At 74.7% G+C, this 18,768-nt stretch carries 18 protein-coding genes and 1 pseudogene; 11 read left to right on the forward strand and 8 right to left on the reverse strand.

Annotation, left to right across the window (positions count from 1 at the left end):
* The first annotated feature begins 32 nt into the window (after nucleotides 1-32).
* From GJV82_RS07580 to GJV82_RS07595, 4 genes are all read left to right on the forward strand, one after another.
* Nucleotides 33-1,166: an RDD family protein gene (locus GJV82_RS07580; RefSeq protein ID WP_196217202.1), complete on the forward strand. Its 1,134-nt coding sequence runs from the start codon at nucleotides 33-35 to the stop codon at nucleotides 1,164-1,166.
* A 237-nt stretch (nucleotides 1,167-1,403) separates the two neighbouring features.
* Nucleotides 1,404-1,661: a hypothetical protein gene (locus GJV82_RS07585; RefSeq protein ID WP_115941616.1), complete on the forward strand. Its 258-nt coding sequence runs from the start codon at nucleotides 1,404-1,406 to the stop codon at nucleotides 1,659-1,661.
* A 73-nt stretch (nucleotides 1,662-1,734) separates the two neighbouring features.
* Nucleotides 1,735-2,517, forward strand: coding sequence for a deoxyribonuclease IV (locus GJV82_RS07590; protein WP_155098803.1), 783 nt, complete (start codon nucleotides 1,735-1,737; stop codon nucleotides 2,515-2,517).
* Nucleotides 2,493-2,933, forward strand: coding sequence for a VOC family protein (locus GJV82_RS07595; protein WP_318657403.1), 441 nt, complete (start codon nucleotides 2,493-2,495; stop codon nucleotides 2,931-2,933). Before GJV82_RS07590 ends, GJV82_RS07595 begins: the two co-directional genes overlap by 25 nt.
* 1 nt (nucleotide 2,934) lies before the next feature.
* On the opposite strand, the gene GJV82_RS07600 is transcribed toward GJV82_RS07595, so the two are convergent.
* Entirely contained in the window at nucleotides 2,935-4,791 is a 1,857-nt protein-coding gene (locus GJV82_RS07600; protein WP_155098804.1) for a cation:proton antiporter, read from the reverse strand.
* A 292-nt stretch (nucleotides 4,792-5,083) separates the two neighbouring features.
* On the opposite strand from GJV82_RS07600, the gene GJV82_RS07605 reads away from it, so the two are divergent.
* The 4 genes and pseudogenes from GJV82_RS07605 (at nucleotide 5,084) to GJV82_RS07620 (ending at nucleotide 7,405) form a co-directional block, all read left to right on the forward strand.
* Nucleotides 5,084-5,503: a hypothetical protein gene (locus tag GJV82_RS07605; protein WP_115941614.1), complete on the forward strand. Its 420-nt coding sequence runs from the start codon at nucleotides 5,084-5,086 to the stop codon at nucleotides 5,501-5,503.
* Nucleotide 5,504: 1 nt separating this feature from the next.
* A pseudogene (locus GJV82_RS19980) lies at nucleotides 5,505-5,723 on the forward strand (helix-turn-helix transcriptional regulator); the annotation flags it as partial.
* A 98-nt stretch (nucleotides 5,724-5,821) separates the two neighbouring features.
* Entirely contained in the window at nucleotides 5,822-6,817 is a 996-nt protein-coding gene (locus tag GJV82_RS07615) for an NAD(P)-dependent alcohol dehydrogenase (protein WP_155098805.1), read from the forward strand.
* Between the two features lie 48 nt (nucleotides 6,818-6,865).
* Nucleotides 6,866-7,405: a mycothiol transferase gene (locus GJV82_RS07620; RefSeq protein ID WP_231492813.1), complete on the forward strand. Its 540-nt coding sequence runs from the start codon at nucleotides 6,866-6,868 to the stop codon at nucleotides 7,403-7,405.
* A gap of 6 nt (nucleotides 7,406-7,411) precedes the next feature.
* On the opposite strand, the gene GJV82_RS07625 is transcribed toward GJV82_RS07620, so the two are convergent.
* The 7 genes from GJV82_RS07625 to GJV82_RS07655 form a co-directional block, all read right to left on the reverse strand.
* Nucleotides 7,412-8,128 carry an N-acetylmannosamine-6-phosphate 2-epimerase gene (locus GJV82_RS07625; protein WP_155098806.1) on the reverse strand — a complete coding sequence of 239 codons (717 nt, stop codon included), beginning with the start codon at nucleotides 8,126-8,128 and terminating at the stop codon, nucleotides 7,412-7,414.
* On the reverse strand, nucleotides 8,125-9,129 hold the full coding sequence (locus GJV82_RS07630; RefSeq protein ID WP_196217203.1) for an ROK family protein: 1,005 nt from the start codon (nucleotides 9,127-9,129) through the stop codon (nucleotides 8,125-8,127). The genes GJV82_RS07625 and GJV82_RS07630 overlap by 4 nt, the downstream gene beginning before the upstream one ends.
* The gene (locus tag GJV82_RS07635) at nucleotides 9,122-10,048 is read right to left on the reverse strand and encodes a dihydrodipicolinate synthase family protein (RefSeq protein ID WP_024840018.1); all 927 of its coding nucleotides are present in this window, start codon (nucleotides 10,046-10,048) and stop codon (nucleotides 9,122-9,124) included. The genes GJV82_RS07630 and GJV82_RS07635 overlap by 8 nt, the downstream gene beginning before the upstream one ends.
* A gap of 71 nt (nucleotides 10,049-10,119) precedes the next feature.
* Nucleotides 10,120-10,959, reverse strand: a complete 840-nt coding sequence (locus GJV82_RS07640) for an ABC transporter ATP-binding protein (protein ID WP_115941609.1) — start codon at nucleotides 10,957-10,959, stop codon at nucleotides 10,120-10,122.
* Entirely contained in the window at nucleotides 10,956-13,046 is a 2,091-nt protein-coding gene (locus GJV82_RS07645; protein ID WP_318657404.1) for a dipeptide/oligopeptide/nickel ABC transporter permease/ATP-binding protein, read from the reverse strand. Before GJV82_RS07645 ends, GJV82_RS07640 begins: the two co-directional genes overlap by 4 nt.
* 1 nt (nucleotide 13,047) lies before the next feature.
* On the reverse strand, nucleotides 13,048-14,004 hold the full coding sequence (locus tag GJV82_RS07650; RefSeq protein WP_318657405.1) for an ABC transporter permease: 957 nt from the start codon (nucleotides 14,002-14,004) through the stop codon (nucleotides 13,048-13,050).
* A 113-nt stretch (nucleotides 14,005-14,117) separates the two neighbouring features.
* Nucleotides 14,118-15,722, reverse strand: coding sequence for an ABC transporter substrate-binding protein (locus tag GJV82_RS07655; RefSeq protein ID WP_115941607.1), 1,605 nt, complete (start codon nucleotides 15,720-15,722; stop codon nucleotides 14,118-14,120).
* Nucleotides 15,723-15,823: 101 nt separating this feature from the next.
* Here GJV82_RS07655 and GJV82_RS07660 point away from each other — a divergent pair, with 101 nt between their 5' ends.
* The 3 genes from GJV82_RS07660 to GJV82_RS07670 are packed head-to-tail and all read left to right on the forward strand — an operon-like array spanning nucleotide 15,824 to nucleotide 18,734.
* Complete coding sequence (locus GJV82_RS07660) at nucleotides 15,824-16,579, forward strand: FadR/GntR family transcriptional regulator (protein ID WP_115941606.1); 756 nt, start codon at nucleotides 15,824-15,826, stop codon at nucleotides 16,577-16,579.
* Nucleotides 16,576-17,655, forward strand: coding sequence for a Gfo/Idh/MocA family protein (locus tag GJV82_RS07665; protein ID WP_115941605.1), 1,080 nt, complete (start codon nucleotides 16,576-16,578; stop codon nucleotides 17,653-17,655). The genes GJV82_RS07660 and GJV82_RS07665 overlap by 4 nt, the downstream gene beginning before the upstream one ends.
* Nucleotides 17,652-18,734 (forward strand): Gfo/Idh/MocA family protein, encoded by a 1,083-nt coding sequence (locus tag GJV82_RS07670; RefSeq protein ID WP_155098808.1) that lies wholly within the window; start codon nucleotides 17,652-17,654, stop codon nucleotides 18,732-18,734. The genes GJV82_RS07665 and GJV82_RS07670 overlap by 4 nt, the downstream gene beginning before the upstream one ends.
* Nucleotides 18,735-18,768: the final 34 nt, after the last annotated feature.

Consider the following 18,768-nt stretch of genomic DNA (forward strand, 5'->3'; position numbering starts at 1 on the left):
CCGTTCTCGGCGGGGTGTGCTTGGATCGGCGCGTGGCCATCGACGCCCCGACCGGCAGGGGGCCGACGCACGGCGTCGGAGCCGGAGACCTCGACCCGAGCCTGCCCGGCCTCGAGCCGCCCGTGCCACGCGACGTGTACGCGAGCTGGTCGCGCCGCGTCGTCGCGTCGCTGCTCGACACGGCGATCGTCGCGGCCGTGCTGTTCGTCGCCGTCGGCCCGGCCTACGAGGTGGCCTGGATCCCGGTGATCACGTTCGGCGTCACCACGGAGCAGCCCGTCCCCGGAGGCACGTGGTGGGCGCTCGGCACCACCGCCGCCCTCCTCGCGCTGCAGGCGTGGACCGGTGCGTCGCCGGGCAAGCGGACGGTGGGGATCGTCGTCGTGCACGCCACGACCGAGCGCCCCGCCGGCCTGGTGCGCACCGTGCTGCGCGACCTCGCGCACGTCCTCGACGCGCTGCTCTACCTCGGGTTCCTCCGGCCGCTGTGGCACCCGCAGCGGCGCACGTTCGCCGACTCGCTGTGCGACACCGTCGTTCTGCAGCGCGTGCGCCCGCCCGTCCCGTTCCTCGGCCCGGGCACCGGTCCGGGCGGCCCGACGCCGTCGCGCGCCGTCACGGGCGCGGCCACCGTGCTCTCGGTCGGCAGCGCGGTGTTCGTCCTCGGCCCGGCGACGGTCACGAGCGGCGAGGTCTGGACGTCGTCGTGCACCCCGACCACGACCGCGGGCTCGCCGCTGACGGTGGACGACGTGCACCTGACCGGTTGGACGATGCCCGGCACGGTGACCCGGTGGGGCGTGACCCGCCCGTCGCCGCTCCCCGCGGGCGCGTCCGACGAGCCCGGCCTCGACGCCTCGTTCGCGCTCGACGTCGCGCCGGGCACCGCCGTCGACGGCCCGCTCGACGCGGCGCTCGTCCTGCGGCTCGAGACCTGGGACGGGAGCGACCTGGGCGCGTACCGGTCGCCGTTCCGCGTCGAGCGGACGGCGGACGGCGCGATCTCGTGGGAGGTCGTGCCGCCGACGCCGGACGGGTCGGGTCTCGACGCCGTGCACGTCCCCGCGGCCGCGCTCGCCGCGCTGCCCCCGGCGTGGCACTGGGCGGCGTCGGTCGACGTCGAGGGCGAGACGGTCGCCGCGTGCCGCGGCCGCGGACCCTCCTGACCCGAGCACGACCTTCCTCGCGGTCGAGCACGGGGTTGCTGTCGTTATCGCCCCGATAACGACAGCAACCCCGTGTTCGGCGCGGGGCGGGTGGGCGCAACACGACCGAAACGCCGCGGACGGCACGGGGAAACGTCGCGGTCGCACGATGGAGGTGCGCCGGGCCCCGGGCCCGGCGCACCACATCCGTCCCGACCTCCGCGGTCGCCGTGCGCGACCGCGGCCGAGGAGGCCACCGTGCCGGACCACCGCCCGCTCTTCTCCGCCCCCGCGCCCAGCACCCCCGTGACGGGCCCGACCGTCGGCGCCGTCGCCTCGCGCACCCCGAGCCCGGAGCACGGCGCGGGCGAGCTCAACACGCACGGCGAGCCGCGACGTCGCGCGAACGCGGGCGACGAGCTCACGATCGACCCGGCCGACCGCCGTCGCCGGGCCCGCGCCGCGCTGCTCGACCTGCGTCGCGACGTCATCCGCCGGGGCAGCACCGGCTGGTGACCCGGCGTGATCGTCGGCGGCGCGACGTGGCCGTCCGCGACGCGGCGTGGGCGGGGCCGCGTAGGTTGGTCCCATGCGGATCGGAGCCCACCTCGACCAGTCGGACGTCATCGCGCAGGCCGCGAGCATCGGTGCGGACGTCGCCCAGATCTTCCTCGGCGACCCGCAGTCCTGGAAGGGACCGGAGTTCACGTTCCCGGGCGGCGCGGAGGCCCTGAAGGACGCCGCCGCGGCGGCGGGCCTCGAGCTCGTCGTGCACGCGCCGTACGTCATCAACGTGGCGAGCACGAACAACCGCATCCGCATCCCGAGCCGCAAGCTGCTGCAGCAGATCGTCGACGGCGCGGCGGCGGTCGGCGCGGTCGGCGTCGTGGTCCACGGCGGGCACGTCACCGCGAAGGACGACCCGGCGAAGGGGTTCGACAACTGGCGCAAGGCGATCGACGCCCTGGAGACCGACGTCACCGTCTTCGTCGAGAACACCGCGGGCGGCGACTTCTCGATGGCGCGCCGCCTCGACCGCATCGAGGGCCTGTGGGCGGCGATCCAGCAGTCCGACGGCGCCGCGAACGTCGGGTTCTGCCTCGACACGTGCCACGCGTGGGCGGGCGGCATCGACCTCACGACGGCGGTCGAGCAGGTCCGCGCGATCACGGGCCGCGTGGACCTCGTGCACCTCAACAACAGCCGCGACGCCGCGGGCTCCGGCGCGGACCGGCACGCGGGCCTGACCTCGGGCTCGATCGACCCTGACCTCCTGCTCGGCGTCGTGCACGCCGCCGGGACGTCGGTCGTGTGCGAGACGCACGCGGACGTCCCCGCGGACGTCGCGTGGCTGCGCGAGCAGGTCGGCTGACGGTGCACGACCCGCGGCCCCTGCGCCTGCGCAACGTCACGGTCGACGCGCGCGACCCGCGCGGGCTCGCCGAGTTCTACCGCGGCCTCACCGGCTGGGAGTACACGCCCGGCCACGAGGAGGTCGACCCGGAGGGCGACGACTGGCTCTCGCTCCAGGTCCCGGGCGGCGCGTCACGCCTGGCGTTCCAGCGCTCCGACGCGGCCGTGCCGCCGTGGCCGGGCGGCGCCCGGGTCCACGTCGACCTGGACGTGCCGGACCTCGCGGCGGCGCACGAGCACGCGCTCGCGTGCGGGGCACGCCCGCTGACGGGCACCCCGGCGGAGGAAGGCCACCCCGACGACCTGTTCCGCGTCTACGCCGACCCGGAGGGCCACCCCTTCTGCCTGAGCTCGCCCCCGCTCGACCACCGGTGACTCAGTCGTCGTCGCCCGGGACGTACGGGCCGCGGCGGATCTCGAGGTCGATCTGCTCGGCGTCGAGCAGGTCGAGCGCGTGGCGCAGCGCCTGCGAGCTGTAGGCGCCGGACGTGCGGGCCTCGAGCAGCGTGGCGCGCTGCGCGGCGATCGCGCGCAGGCGCAGCTCCTTGTACTGCGCGAACAGGTCGGCCGACGTCGCGGCGTCGGTGTCGCGGTTCTCGAGCTCGCGCACGACGTCGCGGCGCACGCGGGCGACGACGTCGCCGTCGTAGGGCGTGCCGTCGGGGCGCCGCAGGTCGGGCGCGTCGATGACGGCGACCGCGGCGGCGTCGAGCTCGGCGCGCACGGCGCCGCGGTCCTCGTCGGCGCGCGAGTGACCGCCCGAGAGCCCGAGGCGGCGCACGACCCACGGCAGCGTCCCGCCCTGGACGACGAGCGTCCCGGCGGCCACGCCGAACGCGACGAGCACGAGGAACGAGCGCTGCGGCGTGTCGAGCGGGAGGGTCTGGGCCGCGGCGAGCGTGACGACGCCACGCATCCCGGCCCAGACGAGGAGCGTGCCCTCGCGCCACCCGAGCCGTTCGGCCGTGAGGTAGTCGATGTCCGCGGCGCGGCGGCGCAGCGAGAGGCGGATGCGCCCGACGCGGGCCTCCGGCACCGCCCCCGGCCCGCCGGTGCGCGCGACGTCCTGACGCTGCCCCGACGGGTCGACCGCGGCGAGCGGCGCCTGCGGCGGGCCGTACTTCGCGTCGAGCTTCTCCTGCATGCCCGCGATGACGCCGCGCAGCGACTCGCCGCGCCGTGCGCGCCGCGCGAGCGACCGCAGGAGCGTGGTGACGTAGGCCGAGCGGACCGCGAGGATGACGACGGCGGCGAGGGCCGCGATGCCTGCCGCGCGCCACAGGCTCCCGTCCGCCTCGCGGACGTCGGTGACGAGGGCGAACAGCTCGAGGCCCATGAGGAGGAACACGGCGCCCTCGAGCAGCAGCTCGACCGTGCGCCAGTTCGACTCCTCGGCGAGCCGGTGCTGGGGTCGCAGGTACTTGGCCGCGCCGTTGCCGGTGACGAGTCCCGCCGTGACGACGGCGACGAGGCCCGACGCGCCGAGCTCCTCGGACGGCAGGTACGCGAGGAACGGCGCGACGAACGAGACCGCGGTGCTGAGCGCCGGGTTGGCGAGGCGCCGCCGGACGAACAGGCCGACGAAGCCGACGACGAACCCGATCGCGACCGCGACGACCACCGCGAAGACGAAGTCGCCCGCGACCGCCCAGAGCGACACCGGCACGTGGTCCCCGTCGTGCGCGAGCGACACGCCGATCGCGGCGATGGCCGAGCGGAGGAGCACGAGCGCGGACGCGTCGTTGAGCAGGCTCTCGCCCTCGAGCAGCGTGACGACGCGCGGTGAGGCGCCGAGCCGTTTGACGATCGACGTCGCGACGGCGTCGGTGGGGCTGACGATCGCGCCGAGCGCGAACCCGGCGGCGAGCGGGATGCCGGGGATGAGCCACGTGAAGAGGTACCCGAGCAGCACCGTGCTGAGCACCACGAGCACGACCGAGAGCCCGCTGATCGCCGTGAAGTCGCGCCGGAAGTCCATCGTCGGCAGGCTCACGGCGGCCGAGTAGAGCAACGGCGGCAGGATCCCGGCGAGGATCCACTCGGGCTCGATCTCGATCTCGGGGACGACGGGCACGAAGCTCACGACGACGCCGACGGCCACGAGGACCAGGGGCGCCGCGACGCCGGCCTTGGGCGCGAGCGCGTTCACGACGACGATCGCGACGACCGCGACCGTGCCCACGACGATGAGCGAGAGGATCTGCTCCTCGGTGAGGCTGAACGGGAACTCCATCGGCACCTCCGGCTGGCACGGCGCCGCGCGCCCGGTGCGGCGCGCGGGGACGGGACAACGCTAGCCGCCTGCCGACCGGGACGGGCGCGGCGACGGCGCCGGACGACCACGTCCGCGACGAGGGCGGCCACCACCCTGGTCGTGGCCCTGACGGCTCCCCGAGCGGGACGGCGGTGAACCGTCCCGCGCCGAGGAATATATGTCAAGAACTCTTGACACGATGTCCGTTCTTCTTTACCGTCGTGATGTCAGCAATCTTTGACTTCGAGGTCACGTCGAGACGGGAGCGGCCATGTCCTACGAGGAGAAGGGCACGTGGGTCTACCTCGTCGTGAGCGTCGTCGTGTACGCCGCGTACGTCGGGGTCGTGCTGTCCCGGGCCGACGGCGGCCCGCTCGCCGACGTCGCCTACGTCGGCCCTCTGCTGTGGTCGGTCGCGGGCGCCGTCGTCGCCGGGATCGTCGTGCGCATCCTGGTCGAGATCGCCCGCCCCAGCGAGAGCCTCCGCACCGACGAGCGCGACCGCGACCTCGCGCGCCGCGGCACGCTCGCCGGCCAGTGGGGCGTCGTCGGCGGGGCGCTCGGCGCGCTCGTCCTCGCGCTCGCCGACGCGGACACGTTCTGGATCGCGAACACGATCTACCTCGGGTTCGTCGTCATGGCCGTGGTCTCGTCCGTCGTCACGCTCGTGGCCTACCGGCGGGGGGTGTGACGTGGGCGGCAAGCCGACGCGCGTCACGAACGTGATCCGGGCGCTGCGCTTCGCGCGCGGCGAGATGACGCAGGCGGAGCTCGCGGAGCGCGTGGGCGTCACGCGCCAGACCGTCATCGCGATCGAGCAGGGACGCTACTCGCCGTCGCTCGAGACGGCGTTCCTCATCGCCCGCGCGCTCGGCACGACGCTCGACGAGGTGTTCGCCTACCCCGACGACGACACCGACGCCCCCGCCGGCCCCGCCGCCGGTGACGTCGGCGGGGCCACCGACAAGGCCACCGACGGGCGCGGACCGCGCAGGCGGAGGGCGACCCGATGAGGGCGGCGACGGCCCCGGTCTACGGCGGGCCCGACGTCGTGCGCGTCTCGACGCTCCCCGACCCGGTGCCCGGGCCGCACGACCTGCTCGTGCGCAACCGCGCGAGCACGCTCGCCGCGGCGGGGGTCGCGGCGCGCGCGGGCTCGCCGTGGTTCGCGCGCCTCGCGTTCGGGCTGCGCCGGCCGCGCTCCCCCGTGCTCGGCGGCGAGGTCGCGGGCGAGGTCGTCGCGGTCGGCGAGGAGGTCACGCGGTTCGCCGTCGGCGACCGGGTCACGGCGCTCACGCGCATGGGCGCCGGGGCGCACGCCGAGCTCGTCCTCGTGCCCGACGCGAGCGCCGTCGTCCCGACGCCCGACGCGCTCACCGACGTCGAGGCCGCGGTCCTCGCGGCGGGGCCGCTCACCGCGCTGCCGTTCCTCACCGACCACGCCACGGTGCGCCCGGGGACGCGCGTGCTCGTCGTCGGCGCGTCGGGGTGCGTCGGGACGGCCGCGGTCCAGGTCGCCGCGCACGCGGGCGCGCACGTCACCGCCGTGACCGGCCCGCGCGGCCTCGACCTGGCCCGGGCGCTCGGCGCGGCCGAGGTCGTGGACCGGACCGTGCGGGACGTGACCGCGCCGGAGACGGACGACCCGGGACGGCCGCGCTACGACGTCGTCTTCGACGTCGCGGGCGCGTCGTCGTACCGGCGGTGCCGGCACCTGCTCGCGGACGACGGCGTGTACCTCACGACCGTGCCCTCGGCAGGCATCCTGTGGCGCACGCTGTGGACCGCACGCCGCGCGCACGGGCGGCGCGGTCGTGTCGCGTTCACCGGGCTGCGGCCGACCGACCTCCAGCGCGCGACCCTGCACGACGCGCTCGCGCGCGGCGCGGCGGGCACGCTGCGGGCCGTCGTCGACCGGGCGTACCCGCTCGACCGCGTGGCCGACGCGCACCGGCACGTGGAGCACGAGCACAAGGCGGGCACGGTCGTCGTCACGCTCGGGTGACCCCGTTCGGGTCGCGTCCGCGCGCGGCTCGTCGGAGGCTGCCGGGAGGTGACCGACGACGGAGGGGGACACGTGGACGCCCGCACGCTGCTGGAGGACCTGTTCGGACGGATCGGCCCGACCGTGACGCGCGCGGTCGACGGGCTCGGCGAGGAGGCGCTCGCCGCCCGCCTCGACCCGGGTGCCAACTCGATCGCGTGGCTCGCGTGGCACCTGGCCCGCGGCCAGGACGCGCAGGTCGCGGCCGCCGTCGGGCGCGAGCAGGTGTGGACGCGCGACGGCTGGGCCGCGCGGTTCGGCCTGCCGTTCGACGACGACGCGACGGGCTACGGGCAGTCGGCGGCCGACGTGGGGCGCGTGCGCGCGAGCGACGACCTCCTGCTCGGCTACGCGCACGCCGTCCAGGTCGAGTCGCAGGACGTGCTCGCCGCGCTCACGGACGACGACCTCGACCGCGTCGTGGACGACGCGTGGGACCCGCCGGTGACGCTGGGCGTGCGGCTCGTGAGCGTCGCCGTCGACAGCCTGGAGCACGCGGGCCAGGCCGCGTACGTCCGCGGCGTGCTCGGACGCCGCGGACGCGCGTGACGCCGGTCAGCGGCCCCCGGGCTCGACCGCGCCCACGAACCACGACGTGATCGTCGTCGGGTGCGTGATGGCCGTGCCCACGCACACGCTGAACGCACCGCGCGCCATGGCCTCGGCGGCGTGGGCCGGGGTGTGCACGCGGCCCTCGACGACGACGGGCAGCGAGCACGCCGCGACCACCTCGTCCACGAGCTCGAGGTCCGGGCCCTCGGTCTTCGGGCGCTCGCCCGTGTAGCCCGCGAGGGTCGTGCCGAGCAGGTCGACGCCCGCGTCCTGCGCGGCGAGCGCGTCGTCGAGCGACCCGCAGTCGGCCATGACGAGCACGTCGGTCGTCTCGCGCAGGCGCGCGACGGTCTCCGCGAGGGTCAGCCCGTCGGGGCGCGCGCGGCGCGTGCCGTCGAGCGCGACGACGTGCGCGCCCGCGTCCGCGACAGCGCGCGCGTGCTCCAGCGTCGGCGTGATGAAGACCCCGCCGTCACCGTCCTTCCAGAGCCCGACGACCGGGACGTCCACCGCGGCGACGACCGCCGCGACGTCCTCCAGGCCCTGCGCGCGCACGGCCGCCGCTCCACCGGCGACGACGGCGCGCGCCATCTGCGCGGTCGTGCGCGGGTCGCGCAGCGGCTCGCCCGGGTACGCCTGGCAGGACACGGTGAGGCGCCCGCGCATCGCGTCGAGCACGCTCTCGCGCGTCCAGGTCCGGGTCTCGTGCTCGGTGCTCATCGCGTCCCTCCGACGGTCGTGACGTCCTCCACCAGGTTCCACGCGCCGCGCGCCGCGCCGACCACGGCCGCCGCGTTCCCCAGCGCGGCGGGTCGCAGCGGCAGGTCGGCGAGCACGTCGACGACCTCGGCGCGCAGCGTGTCCTCGAGCGCGGACCACCACAGGTCCCCCGCGCCCGCCATGCCGCCGCCGACCACGACGACCTCCGGGTCGAGCACCGTGACGACGGCCGCGACCGCCCGGCCCACGGCCTGGGCGGCGTCGCGCACGACCGAGACCGCGAGCTCGTCGCCCGCGACGGCGCGCGCGACGACGTCGCGCGTGTCCGGGCTCGCGGCGTCGCCGCCGAGCGCGAGGTAGCGGCGGTGGATCGCGGGGCCCGCGCCGATCGCCTCGACGTGACCCTCGCGCCCGCACGTGCAGCGCATGAGCTCGGCGCCCGGCACGGGCGCGTGGCCCAGCTCGCCGGCGACGTGGTGCGCACCGCGCAGGGGACGGCCGTCGAGCACGACGGCGCCCCCGATCCCCGTCCCGACCGCGACGAGCAGCGCGCTGCGCGCGCCCGCGGCCGCGCCGAGCCAGACCTCGCCCGCGGCGTGCGCGTCGACGTCGTTCTCGACGAACACGGGCAGGGGGGCCGGATCCCCGGTCGCGTCCGGGACGGCGAGGTCGGCGAGCCGGCGGCGCAGCCCGCCCGCGACGTCGGTCCCCGGCCAGCCGGGGAGGGTGTCGGTCGCCGAGACGACGACCCCGCGGCCGACGTCGATCACGCCGGCCGTGCCGACGCCGAGCCCGCGCAGGCGCGCGACGTGCCCGGCCCGTACCGGCACGGCGGCGACGACCTCGCGCACGAGGCCCGCCACGGCGTCGAGCACGGCGTCCGGACCGGCCGGGCCGGGCGTAGGCACCGTGCGCACCGGGCCGAGCGCGCCGTCGGGGCCGACGGTCGCGGCGGCGGTCTTCGTGCCGCCGAGGTCGACCCCGACGACGACGTCAGTCACCCAGGAGCCCTGCGGCACGCGTGATCTCCTCGACGCGGGCCGCGACGTCGGCGTCGAGCGCCTCGACCGGGAACGCGAGCGTCGGGGTGTCGATGAGCCCCTGCGCGCGCGCAGCGATCTTGAACGCCCCGACGCCCGCGGCGTCGCCCGAGCGGCCCTTCGCCTGGAACACGATCTCGAAGAGCGCCGCGATGCGGTCCTGCTCGAGCTTCGCGTCGTCCCACTTGCCGGCCTGGGCGAGGTCCCACAGGCGCACGTAGCCGCCCGCGTCGACGTTCGCGAGGCCCGGGACGACGCCGTCGGCGCCGAGCAGCAGCATGCCGTCCACGACGACCTCGTGCCCCGTGAACAGCGCGAGCGGCGAGCCCGCGGCCGCGTTCGCGGCGACGAGGCGGCGGAAGCCGACGTCGTCGCCCGAGGAGTCCTTGACGCCCGCGAGGACGCCCTCGACGCCGAGGCGCACGAGGAGGTCGGCCGGGAGCTTGGTGCGCACGCGGACCGGGATGTCGTACGCGAACAGCGGGACGTCCACGGCGGCGGCGACCGCGCGCAGGTGGCGCTCGATCTCGTCGAGGTCGTTGAGCGCGTACACGGGCGCCGTCGCGACGACCGCGTCCGCCCCGGCCGCCACGAGGGCCTTCGCGCGCTCGACGACGCGCGCCGTCGTGAGGTCGATCGCCCCGCCCATGACGGGCACGCGGCCGTCGGCGGCGCGCACGACCGTGCGCACCACGAGGTCGCGCTGCTCGTCGGTCAGGTAGGCGACCTCGCCGGTCGACCCGAGCACGAACAGGCCGTGCACGCCCTCGGTGACGAGGTGGTCCACGAGGCGCTCGAGCGACGCGACGTCGACCTCGCCCTCGGTCGTGAGCGGGGTGAGGACGGGCGGGACGATCCCGCGGAAGGTGGGGCTGGTCACGAGGTGCTCCGGTTCTGGGTTCAGCGGTGTGTGGGTCTGGGTGGGTCCCGCCCCCGCGAGGGGCGCGCCGCTCACAGCAGCGCGGGCGCCGCGGCGAGCAGCGTGCGGGTGTAGTCGTCCTGCGGGTCGTCCAGCACGCGCGCGGCGGGGCCCGACTCGACGATCCGGCCGCCCTGCATGACGACGATCTCGTCGGACACGTGCCGCACGGTCTGGATGTCGTGCGAGATGAAGACCATCCCCAGGTCGAGCTCGGCCTTGAGGTCGGCGAGCAGGTTGAGGATCTGGGCGCGGACCGACACGTCGAGGGCGGACGTCGGCTCGTCGGCGACGATCACGTCGGGCTCGAGCGCGAGCGCCCGGGCGATGGCGACGCGCTGGCGCTGGCCGCCCGAGAGCTGGCCCGGGAGCGCGTCGAGGGCCGACTCCGGCAGGCCCACGAGGTGCACGAGCTCGCGCACGCGTGCCTCACGGGACGCCGCGTCGCCCACGCGGTGCACGTCGAGCGGGTCGCGCAGCGCGTCCCGGATCCGCATGCGCGCGTTGAGCGCGGTCGCGGGGTCCTGGAAGACGACGGACACGACGCGGCCGACCCGGCGGCGCACGTCGGCCGTGTACTTCGAGACCGCCGTGCCGCGGAAGCGGATCTCGCCCTCCGTCGGCGCCTGGAGGCCGACGAGCACCTTCGCCATGGTCGACTTGCCCGAGCCGGACTCGCCGACGATGCCGAGCGTGCTGCCGCGCCGCACCTGGACGCTGACGTCGTTCACCGCGTGCACGCGGTTCGCGCGGAACAGCGAGCCCGTGCGGGACGTGAAGACGACGTGCACGTTCCGCAGCTCGACGACGGGCGTCTCGCGGTCGCCCGCGGCGCCGTCCCCGGTGCGCGGGGTCGTGTCGGTGGCGCTCATCGCGTCCCTCCCGTGGTGATCGGAGCGGTGCCGGCGCCGACCGGCTCGGCCGGCGGCATCGCGACGAGGTGCTGGCCGTCGTCGTCCACGGCCCGCAGGACGGGCCGCACGTCGAGGCCGCGGTCGGGCTGCGACGAGCGCGGCGCGAACCGGTCGCCCGTCGGGAAGTCGCGCGGCGACGGGACGGTGCCGGGGATCTGGTGCAGTCGGGTCGAGCGCTGCTCGATCGACAGCACCGCGCCCAGCAGGCCCTGCGTGTACTCGTGGCGCGGGTCGGCGAGCAGCTCGCCCGTGGGCGCCTGCTCGACGACCTGGCCCGCGTACATGACCGTGATGCGGTGCGCGATCTCCGCGACGAGCGCGAGGTCGTGGCTGACGAAGACCATCGCGAACCCGAGCTTCTCGCGCAGCTCGTCGAGCAGCGCGACGACCTGGGCCTGGACGGTGACGTCGAGGGCCGTCGTCGGCTCGTCCGCGATGATGAGCTTCGGGTCGCGCGTGAGCGCCATGGCGATGAGCACGCGCTGGCGCTGGCCGCCCGAGAGCTCGTGCGGGTAGCTCTTGAGGGTGCGCTCGGGGTCGAGGCCCACGAGCTCGAGGAGCTCCTCGGCCGTGCGGGTGCCGCCGCGGCGCGTGAGCTGCTTCATCTGGGCGCGGATGAGCATCGACGGGTTGAGCGAGCTCAGCGCGTCCTGGTAGATCATCGCGATGTCCGTGCCGCGCAGCGACGCGCGCTCGCGGTTGCCCATGGCGAGCAGGTTCTTGCCGCCGTAGAGGATCTCGCCGCTGATCTGGGCGGACGAGTCGAGCAGGCCCATGACGGCGAGCGACGTGATCGACTTGCCGCAGCCGGACTCGCCGACGAGCGCCATCGTCTCGCCGGGACGCACCGAGAACGACACGTCGTCGACGACCGCGACGTCGCCGTGGCGCGCGGGGAACCGGATGGACAGGTTGCGCACCTCGAGGAGCGGCTCGGCGTCGCCCGTGTACACGTGGCGGTCGGCGCGCGCGCTCTCGGTCCCGCGCAGCACGGCGAGGCGCTCCGCGAGCGGGATCGCCCGGCCGACGTGCTCGACCTCGGGCTCGACGTCCTGCACGACGGGCTCCGACTCGACGAGGCGCGCCTCGTCGGCGGTCTCGACGGGCTCGTCGGCGTCCAGGGCCGTGAGCTCGGCGGAGACGGCGACGGCCGTGGGGTCCGTCGCGGCGGCCTTCGCCGGCGTGGCGCGGGTCGCGCGGGGGGCGGCGACCATCGCGTCCGTCATGCCCTCGGACAGGATGTTGAGGCACAGGACGGTGAGCATGATCGCGAGGCCCGGGAAGAACGTGGCCCACCAGTAGCCGCCCATGACGAGGTCGCGGCCCGCGGCGATGACGTTGCCCCACGACGGCTCGGGGTCCGGGACGCCCGCCTGGATGAAGGACAGCGACGCCTCGAGGACGATCGCGTCGGCGACGAGGACCGTGGTGAACACGAGCACCGGCGCGGCGCAGTTGCGCGCGACGTGCTTCGCGAGGATCCACGACGTCCGCGCGCCCATGACGCGCGTCGCCGCGACGTAGTCCTCGCCGTACTGGTCGAGCACGTTGGCCCGCACGACGCGCGAGAGCTGCGGCACGTAGAGGAACGCGATGGTGAGGACGAGCACCGGGAGCGAGCGGCCGAAGACGGAGACGAGCACCGCCGCCAGCGCGATCCCGGGGAACGCCATGATGATGTCGAGGACGCGCATGAGCGTCTCGGAGACCTTCTTGTTCGCCGTCGCGGCGATCGAGCCGAGCACGGCCGCGACCGCGAGGGCGATCGCCGTGGCGCCGAGGCCGATGACGAGCGAGTAGCGGGCGCCGTAGACGACGCGCGCGAAGATGTCGCGGCCCTGGCGGTCGGTGCCGAACCAGTTCTCGGCGCTCGGCGGCTGGACCGGGGTCCCCGTCGTGAGCGGGTCGTGGGTCGCGACGAGCGGCGCGAAGACCGCGGCGAGCGCGACCAGCGCGACGAAGGCGAGGGCGATCTTGGAGCCCAGCGGCAGGGCGCGCAGGCGCAGGCCGGGGCGGGAGAGTCGTTCGGTGAGCTGGCGTCGCACGTCACACCGTCCTGATCCGCGGGTTGACGAGCACGTAGAGCATGTCGACCACGATGTTGATGAGCACGAAGGCGAGGGCCACGGTGAGGGTCACGCCCTGCACGAGGTTGGGCTCGTTGTTCGTGACCCCGTTGAGGATGAGCGTGCCCATGCCGGGCAGCGCGAAGATGACCTCGATGACGACGGCGCCGCCGATGAGGTAGCCGATGCGCAGGCCGAGCACCGTGATGGGCGTGATGAGCGCGTTGCGCAGCACGTTGCGCCCGATGACGGTGTGGCGCGGGACGCCGGCTCCGATCGCCGTGCGCACGTAGTCCTTGTCGAGCTCCTCGACGACGGACGTGCGGACCACGCGCGTGAGCTGGCCGACGACCGGCACGGCGAGCGCGAGAGCGGGCAGCGCCATGCGCGCGAGGTACCCGCCGAGGTCCTCCGACGGCTCGGGCAGGGGGCCGCTCGCCGGGAGCCACCCGAGGCCGAGCGTGACGGCCTGGATGAGGAGGACGGCGAGCCAGAACGACGGCGTCGCGAGCGAGGCCACGGAGACCACGCGGATCGCCTTGTCGGGCCAGCGGTCACGGAAGAGCGCCGCCAGGACGCCGAGGACCAGCGCGAACACCACCGCGACCGCGAGGCCGAGGAACGTGAGCTGGAGCGTGATGGGCAGGGCGCGCGCGATCTCGTCGAAGACGGGGATCTGGCGCGCGCTGAACGTGCCGAGGTCGCCCTGCAGCAGACCGCCCAGGAAGGCGACGTACCGGACGAGGAGCGGGTCGTTGAGACCGTTCGCCTCGCGGTACGCCTCGCGCGCCTCCACCGACGCACTCTCGCCCAGCGCCGTGATGGCCGGGTCGACGTTCGAGAACGACATCACGACGAACACGAGGAACGTGATGCCGAGGATCATGATCGGCAGCTGCAGGAGGCGGCGACCGACGAGGCGCAGGATCGCGCTCACGGGTGTCCTCCCGGGGTGGCGGTGGTGCGGTGCATGACGGCTTCCGTTCTGGGGACCGGTCCCCTCGCCAGGGGCGTGGCGAGGGGACCGGTGGTCGGGCTACTGCGGTCCGGCTACTTGACCACGCCGGCGTCGAGGAAGGACAGCCCCGTGACGGGCAGGGGCTTGAAGCCCTGGATCTGCGAGCTGTCCCACGCGGTGGGCAGCTTGCGGTGCAGCAGCGGGTACAGCGGCACCTCCTCGGAGATCAGGTCGTACGCCTGGTTCCACAGCTCCTGCTGCTCGTCGCCCGAGGTGCGGACGGCCGAGTCGAGGATCGTCTGGAGCTCGGCGAACTTCGGGTCGTCGTTCCAGCGGTAGCGGGACTGGGACCACACGTTGTCGCCGAACCACCAGCGCATGAGCAGGTCGGGGTCGTTGCCGAAGACCGACGGGTCACCGGGGGCGACCATCACCTGCAGGTCGCCGTTGTCGACCTTGGAGTACTGGCCCGCGGACTGGCCGATGTCGAGCGTGGTGTCGACGCCGATCGCGTCGAGGTTCTCCTTGATGAGCGGCGCGATGTCGGCGACCCAGCCGGTGTCGGTCGTGAGCAGCGTGATCGACAGGTCGGACACGCCGGCCTCGGCGAGCAGCGCCTTGGCCTTCTCGGGGTCGTAGTCGTACTGCGTGGAGGCCTCGTGGTAGTTCGGGTGGCTCTCCGGGAGGAAGCTCGTCGCCTTGGCGCCGTTGCCGAGCAGGCCGTTCTCGATGATCTTGTCCATGTCGAGCGCGTGGAAGAACGCCTGGCGGACGCGGACGTCGTCGAACGGCGCGAGGTCCGTGTTGAACATCATGAAGAGCGTGCCGAACGACTGGACGGACTCGACGTCGACGGTGCCCTCGAGCGTCGGGACGTCGATGTAGGGGACGTCCTCGATCGCGCTGACGGTGCCGGAGCTCATGGCGGTGACGCGCGCGGCCGGGTCGGACAGCAGGTTCCAGACCATGCCCTTGGCGAGCGCGGGGCGACGGCCGTTGTAGTCGTCGAAGCGCTCGAAGGTGATCTTGTCCTCGGGGGTGGCGCCCGTCATCGTGAACGGGCCGGTGCCGACGGGGAGGGCGTTGAAGCCCTCGTAGTCGGCCTCGACGAGGGCCTGCGGCACGATCTTGACGACCGCGAGGCGCTCGGGCACGAGGCTGAACGGGTACTTGAGGTTGATCGACACCGTGTCCTCGTCGACCGGCGTCACGGACTCGAGGAAGTCGATGAACCCCGCGTAGAGGGACGCGTTCTCCGGGTCGAGCACGCGCTCGAAGCTGTAGACGACGTCGTCGACGGTGACGGGCGTGCCGTCGTGGAAGAGTGCTCCCTCGCGGATGTCGACCTCGTAGTGCGTGTCGTCGACCTGCTCCGGCAGGTCGGTGCCCAGCGCGGCGTACACGTCGCGCGTCGCGGGGTCGATCTCCGTGAGGCCTTCGAAGACGTGCCAGTTGGCGGCTACTGTCACGGCACCGCTGGTCGTCATCGGGTCGAAACCACCAGAGAGGGCGTACGAGATGCCGGCTTCGATCACCCCGTCGGGGTCGATCTCGCCCTGGGCCGCGCTGCCCTGGGTCTCCTCGTCCTGCGTGGCGCCGCCCGTGGAGCAGGCCGCGAGGCCGAGGGCGAGGACGACGCCTGCGGCCAGGGCGGCAACACCCCTGCGACCGGGAGGCGAGCTGACATGAAGCTTCATTGGTTCTCCTGACAGGAAAGACGACGACTCTTCAGAGAGAAGATGTCTGATGTCTGACGTTGTGTAGCATGACACTAGGACCAGAAACCGAAGGGGTCAAGATGGCGACACCACGGCGGAGGAGCTTCGCGACGCTCGACGCCTCCACGACGAGCACCAACGGCTCGAGCGCACCGCGGCGCACGACGACGGCCGACCGGATCAAGGACTTCATCCTCGGGGAGGGCCTGCGGCCGGGCGACCCGCTGCCGACCGAGGCCGAGCTGTGCGAGCACCTGGGCGTCTCGCGCTCCAGCGTGCGCGAGGCGATCCGCACCCTCTCGACCCTCGACATCGTGGAGGTGCGGCACGGCCACGGGACCTTCGTGGGCAACATGTCGCTCGACGCGCTCGTCGAGGCGCTCGTCTTCCGCGGCGTCCTGTCCCCCGGCGACGACCTGCGCGCGCTGCGCGACGTCGTCGAGGTGCGCCAGGCGCTCGACCTGTCGATGGCCGAGCGGATCGTCGCGAGCCTCGCCGGCACCTCCAACCCGGACCTCCACGCCCTCGTGGACGAGATGGTCGACGCCGCCGCCGACGGCCTGTCGTTCGCGACGCAGGACCGCGCGTTCCACACGGGCCTGCTCTCCCGCCTCGACAACTCGCTCGTCGGGCAGCTCGTCGCCGCGTTCTGGGACGTCCACACCGCCGTCATCCCGAAGCTCGGGATCTCCGTCGCCGCGGACCTCGACCAGACGGCGCGCGCGCACGGCGCGATGCTCGACGCCGCGGAGGCGGGCGACGTCGAGGCGTTCCGCGCCGCCGTCGCGTCGCACTACCAGCCCATCGACCGAGCGCTCGGGGTGACCACGGCGTGAGACCTCCCCTCCCGGCGGACCGCCCGGCGCCCCGCGAGACCCGCCCGGCCGTCGGCGTCGCGGTCGTCGGCATCGGCGCGTTCGCGCGCGAGCACCTCACGGCGCTCGCCGCCCTCCCCGGGGCGGACGTGCGCTGGGTCGTCGGGCACGACCTCGCACGGACCCGGGCGCTCGCCGCGCTCGTCCCCGGCGCGCGGGCGACGACCCGCCTCGACGACGCGCTCGCCGACGACGCGGTGTCCGCCGTCGACGTCGTGACGGCCACGCCGACGCACGCGCCCGACACGATCGCCGCGGGCGAGGCCGGCAAGCATGTGCAGGTCGAGAAGCCCGCCGCGCTCTCGCTCCCCCAGCTCGACGCCATGGTCGCCGCGACCGAGGGCCGCGGCACGACGCTCGTCGTCGGGCAGACGGTCCGCTTCCAGCCCGCGGTGACCGCGCTCGCCGCGGCCGCGCGGCGCGGCGAGATCGGCACCCCGCGCCTCGCGCACATCTCCTGGTACACCGGCCACGCGTGGCCGGGCGGGTGGCGCGGCTGGCAGCTCGACCCGGAGCTCTCCGGCGGTCACCCGGTGCACAACGGCACGCACATCATGGACGCCGCGACGTGGCTGCTCGACGACGAGCCCGTCGAGGTCTTCGCGCGCGGCTTCCGCACGTTCTCGCCCGAGATGGAGTCGCCGGACTCGTTCCACGTGCAGCTGCGCACCGCGTCGGGCGCGCTCGCGACGCTCGAGCTCTGCTACGCGCTGCGCAGCCGCGGCGAGCTCGTGCGGCGCGTGGTGCTCGTGGGCACCGAGGGCACGCTGGCGCACTCCACCACGGAGGAGGACGGGCTGCACTCCGACGCGACGACCGCGCCGCCCGTGTCCGTCGAGGGGGCGCTCGGCCTCCAGCTCGCGCACTGGCTCGACGTCGTGCGCGGCGACGCGGCGCAGGTCGTCACGACGGTCCAGGTCCGCGCCGCGCTCGCGACGGCGCTCGCCGCGCAGCGCTCGCTCCTCTCCGGGCGCCGCGAGCGCGTCGCCGACGTGCCCGGCTACGCGGAGCCCCTGCCCGCCGAGGTGGTGGCATGACCGCCGCGCTGCGCGTCGCGTTCGCCTCGGCCGTGCGCCACGCCGCCGACTACCTGCGGATCCTCGCCGCGGACGAGCGGGTCGAGCTCGTCGGCGTCGTCGAGGAGGCGGGCGCGCCCGGCTGGGTGCGCGACGACTCGCGCGCCGTCGCCGAGCGCGCCGGGGTCGCGTGGGCCGAGGTCGCGGACGTCGCGTCCGTCGGGGACGCGCTCGGGTCGCCCGTCGACCTCGTCGTCGTGTGCTCCGAGCCGACGCGGCACGCACGCCTCGCGACCGCGCTCGTCGAGGCCGGCCTCGACGTGCTCGTCGACAAGCCCGTCGCGACGACCCTCGCCGACGCCGACCGCCTCGCCGAGGTCGCCGCCCGCACGGGCCGCACGTGCGCCGTCGTGAACCGCACGCACGCGCCCGCGCTGCGTCGCCTGCGCGCGTGGGTCGACGCCGGGCACGTGGGCCTCCCGCGCCACCTCGACCTCGAGCTCCTCGCGTCCGGCGCGCACTTCGCGACGTCGGTCGAGCGGCCCGAGCTCGTGGTCGACCGCGCGCTCTCGGGGGGCGGGGAGCTGCTCAACTTCCTCGGCTACTGCGCCGACGCCGCGCACCACCTCACGGGCCTGCGCACCGTCGAGGTGCACGCGTTCGCGGGGGCGCTCTTCCTCGAGCCGCACCGCGCGGCCGACGTCGAGGACACGGCGGTCGTCACGCTCGAGATGGAGCGCGGCGTCACCGCGACGATCACGCTCGGCCGCGTCCCGTTCGCGCCCGGCGGCACGCCGACGACGTCGTCCGTGCGGATGCTCGGCTCGCACGGCCACGCGGTCGCCGACGACGACGCCCCGGCGGTCTCGCGGTTCGGGCCGGGCGGGCGCACGGCGATCGCGGCCGACGCCGGGCAGGTCGCCGCGGCGGCGTACCTGCGGCACGTGGTCGACGCGCTGCTGGCCGGGGACCGGCCGGACTACGGCATCGAGGAGGCGCGCGCGACGCTCGCCGTGATCGACGCGGCGTACCGCTCGGTCGAGGTGGGGGACGTCGTCGCGGTGGAGCACCGCACGGTGCACGAGGGAACGAGGGTCTGATGGAGGTCGTGATCGCTCCTGCGGAGCGGTTGGC

It is taken from the genome of Cellulosimicrobium composti (assembly GCF_009711085.1).
Classification (GTDB): Bacteria; Actinomycetota; Actinomycetes; order Actinomycetales; family Cellulomonadaceae; genus Cellulosimicrobium; species Cellulosimicrobium composti.

Coding starts and splice junctions, on each gene's coding strand:
- GJV82_RS07605 (WP_115941614.1), top strand. CDS start 5,084: ATGTCCTACGAGGAGAAGGGCACGTGGGTCTACCTCGTCGTGAGCGTC.
- GJV82_RS07655 (WP_115941607.1), bottom strand. CDS start 15,722: ATGAAGCTTCATGTCAGCTCGCCTCCCGGTCGCAGGGGTGTTGCCGCC.
- GJV82_RS07590 (WP_155098803.1), top strand. CDS start 1,735: ATGCGGATCGGAGCCCACCTCGACCAGTCGGACGTCATCGCGCAGGCC.
- GJV82_RS07660 (WP_115941606.1), top strand. CDS start 15,824: ATGGCGACACCACGGCGGAGGAGCTTCGCGACGCTCGACGCCTCCACG.
- GJV82_RS07600 (WP_155098804.1), bottom strand. CDS start 4,791: ATGGAGTTCCCGTTCAGCCTCACCGAGGAGCAGATCCTCTCGCTCATC.
- GJV82_RS07625 (WP_155098806.1), bottom strand. CDS start 8,128: ATGAGCACCGAGCACGAGACCCGGACCTGGACGCGCGAGAGCGTGCTC.
- GJV82_RS07670 (WP_155098808.1), top strand. CDS start 17,652: ATGACCGCCGCGCTGCGCGTCGCGTTCGCCTCGGCCGTGCGCCACGCC.
- GJV82_RS07615 (WP_155098805.1), top strand. CDS start 5,822: ATGAGGGCGGCGACGGCCCCGGTCTACGGCGGGCCCGACGTCGTGCGC.
- GJV82_RS07640 (WP_115941609.1), bottom strand. CDS start 10,959: ATGAGCGCCACCGACACGACCCCGCGCACCGGGGACGGCGCCGCGGGC.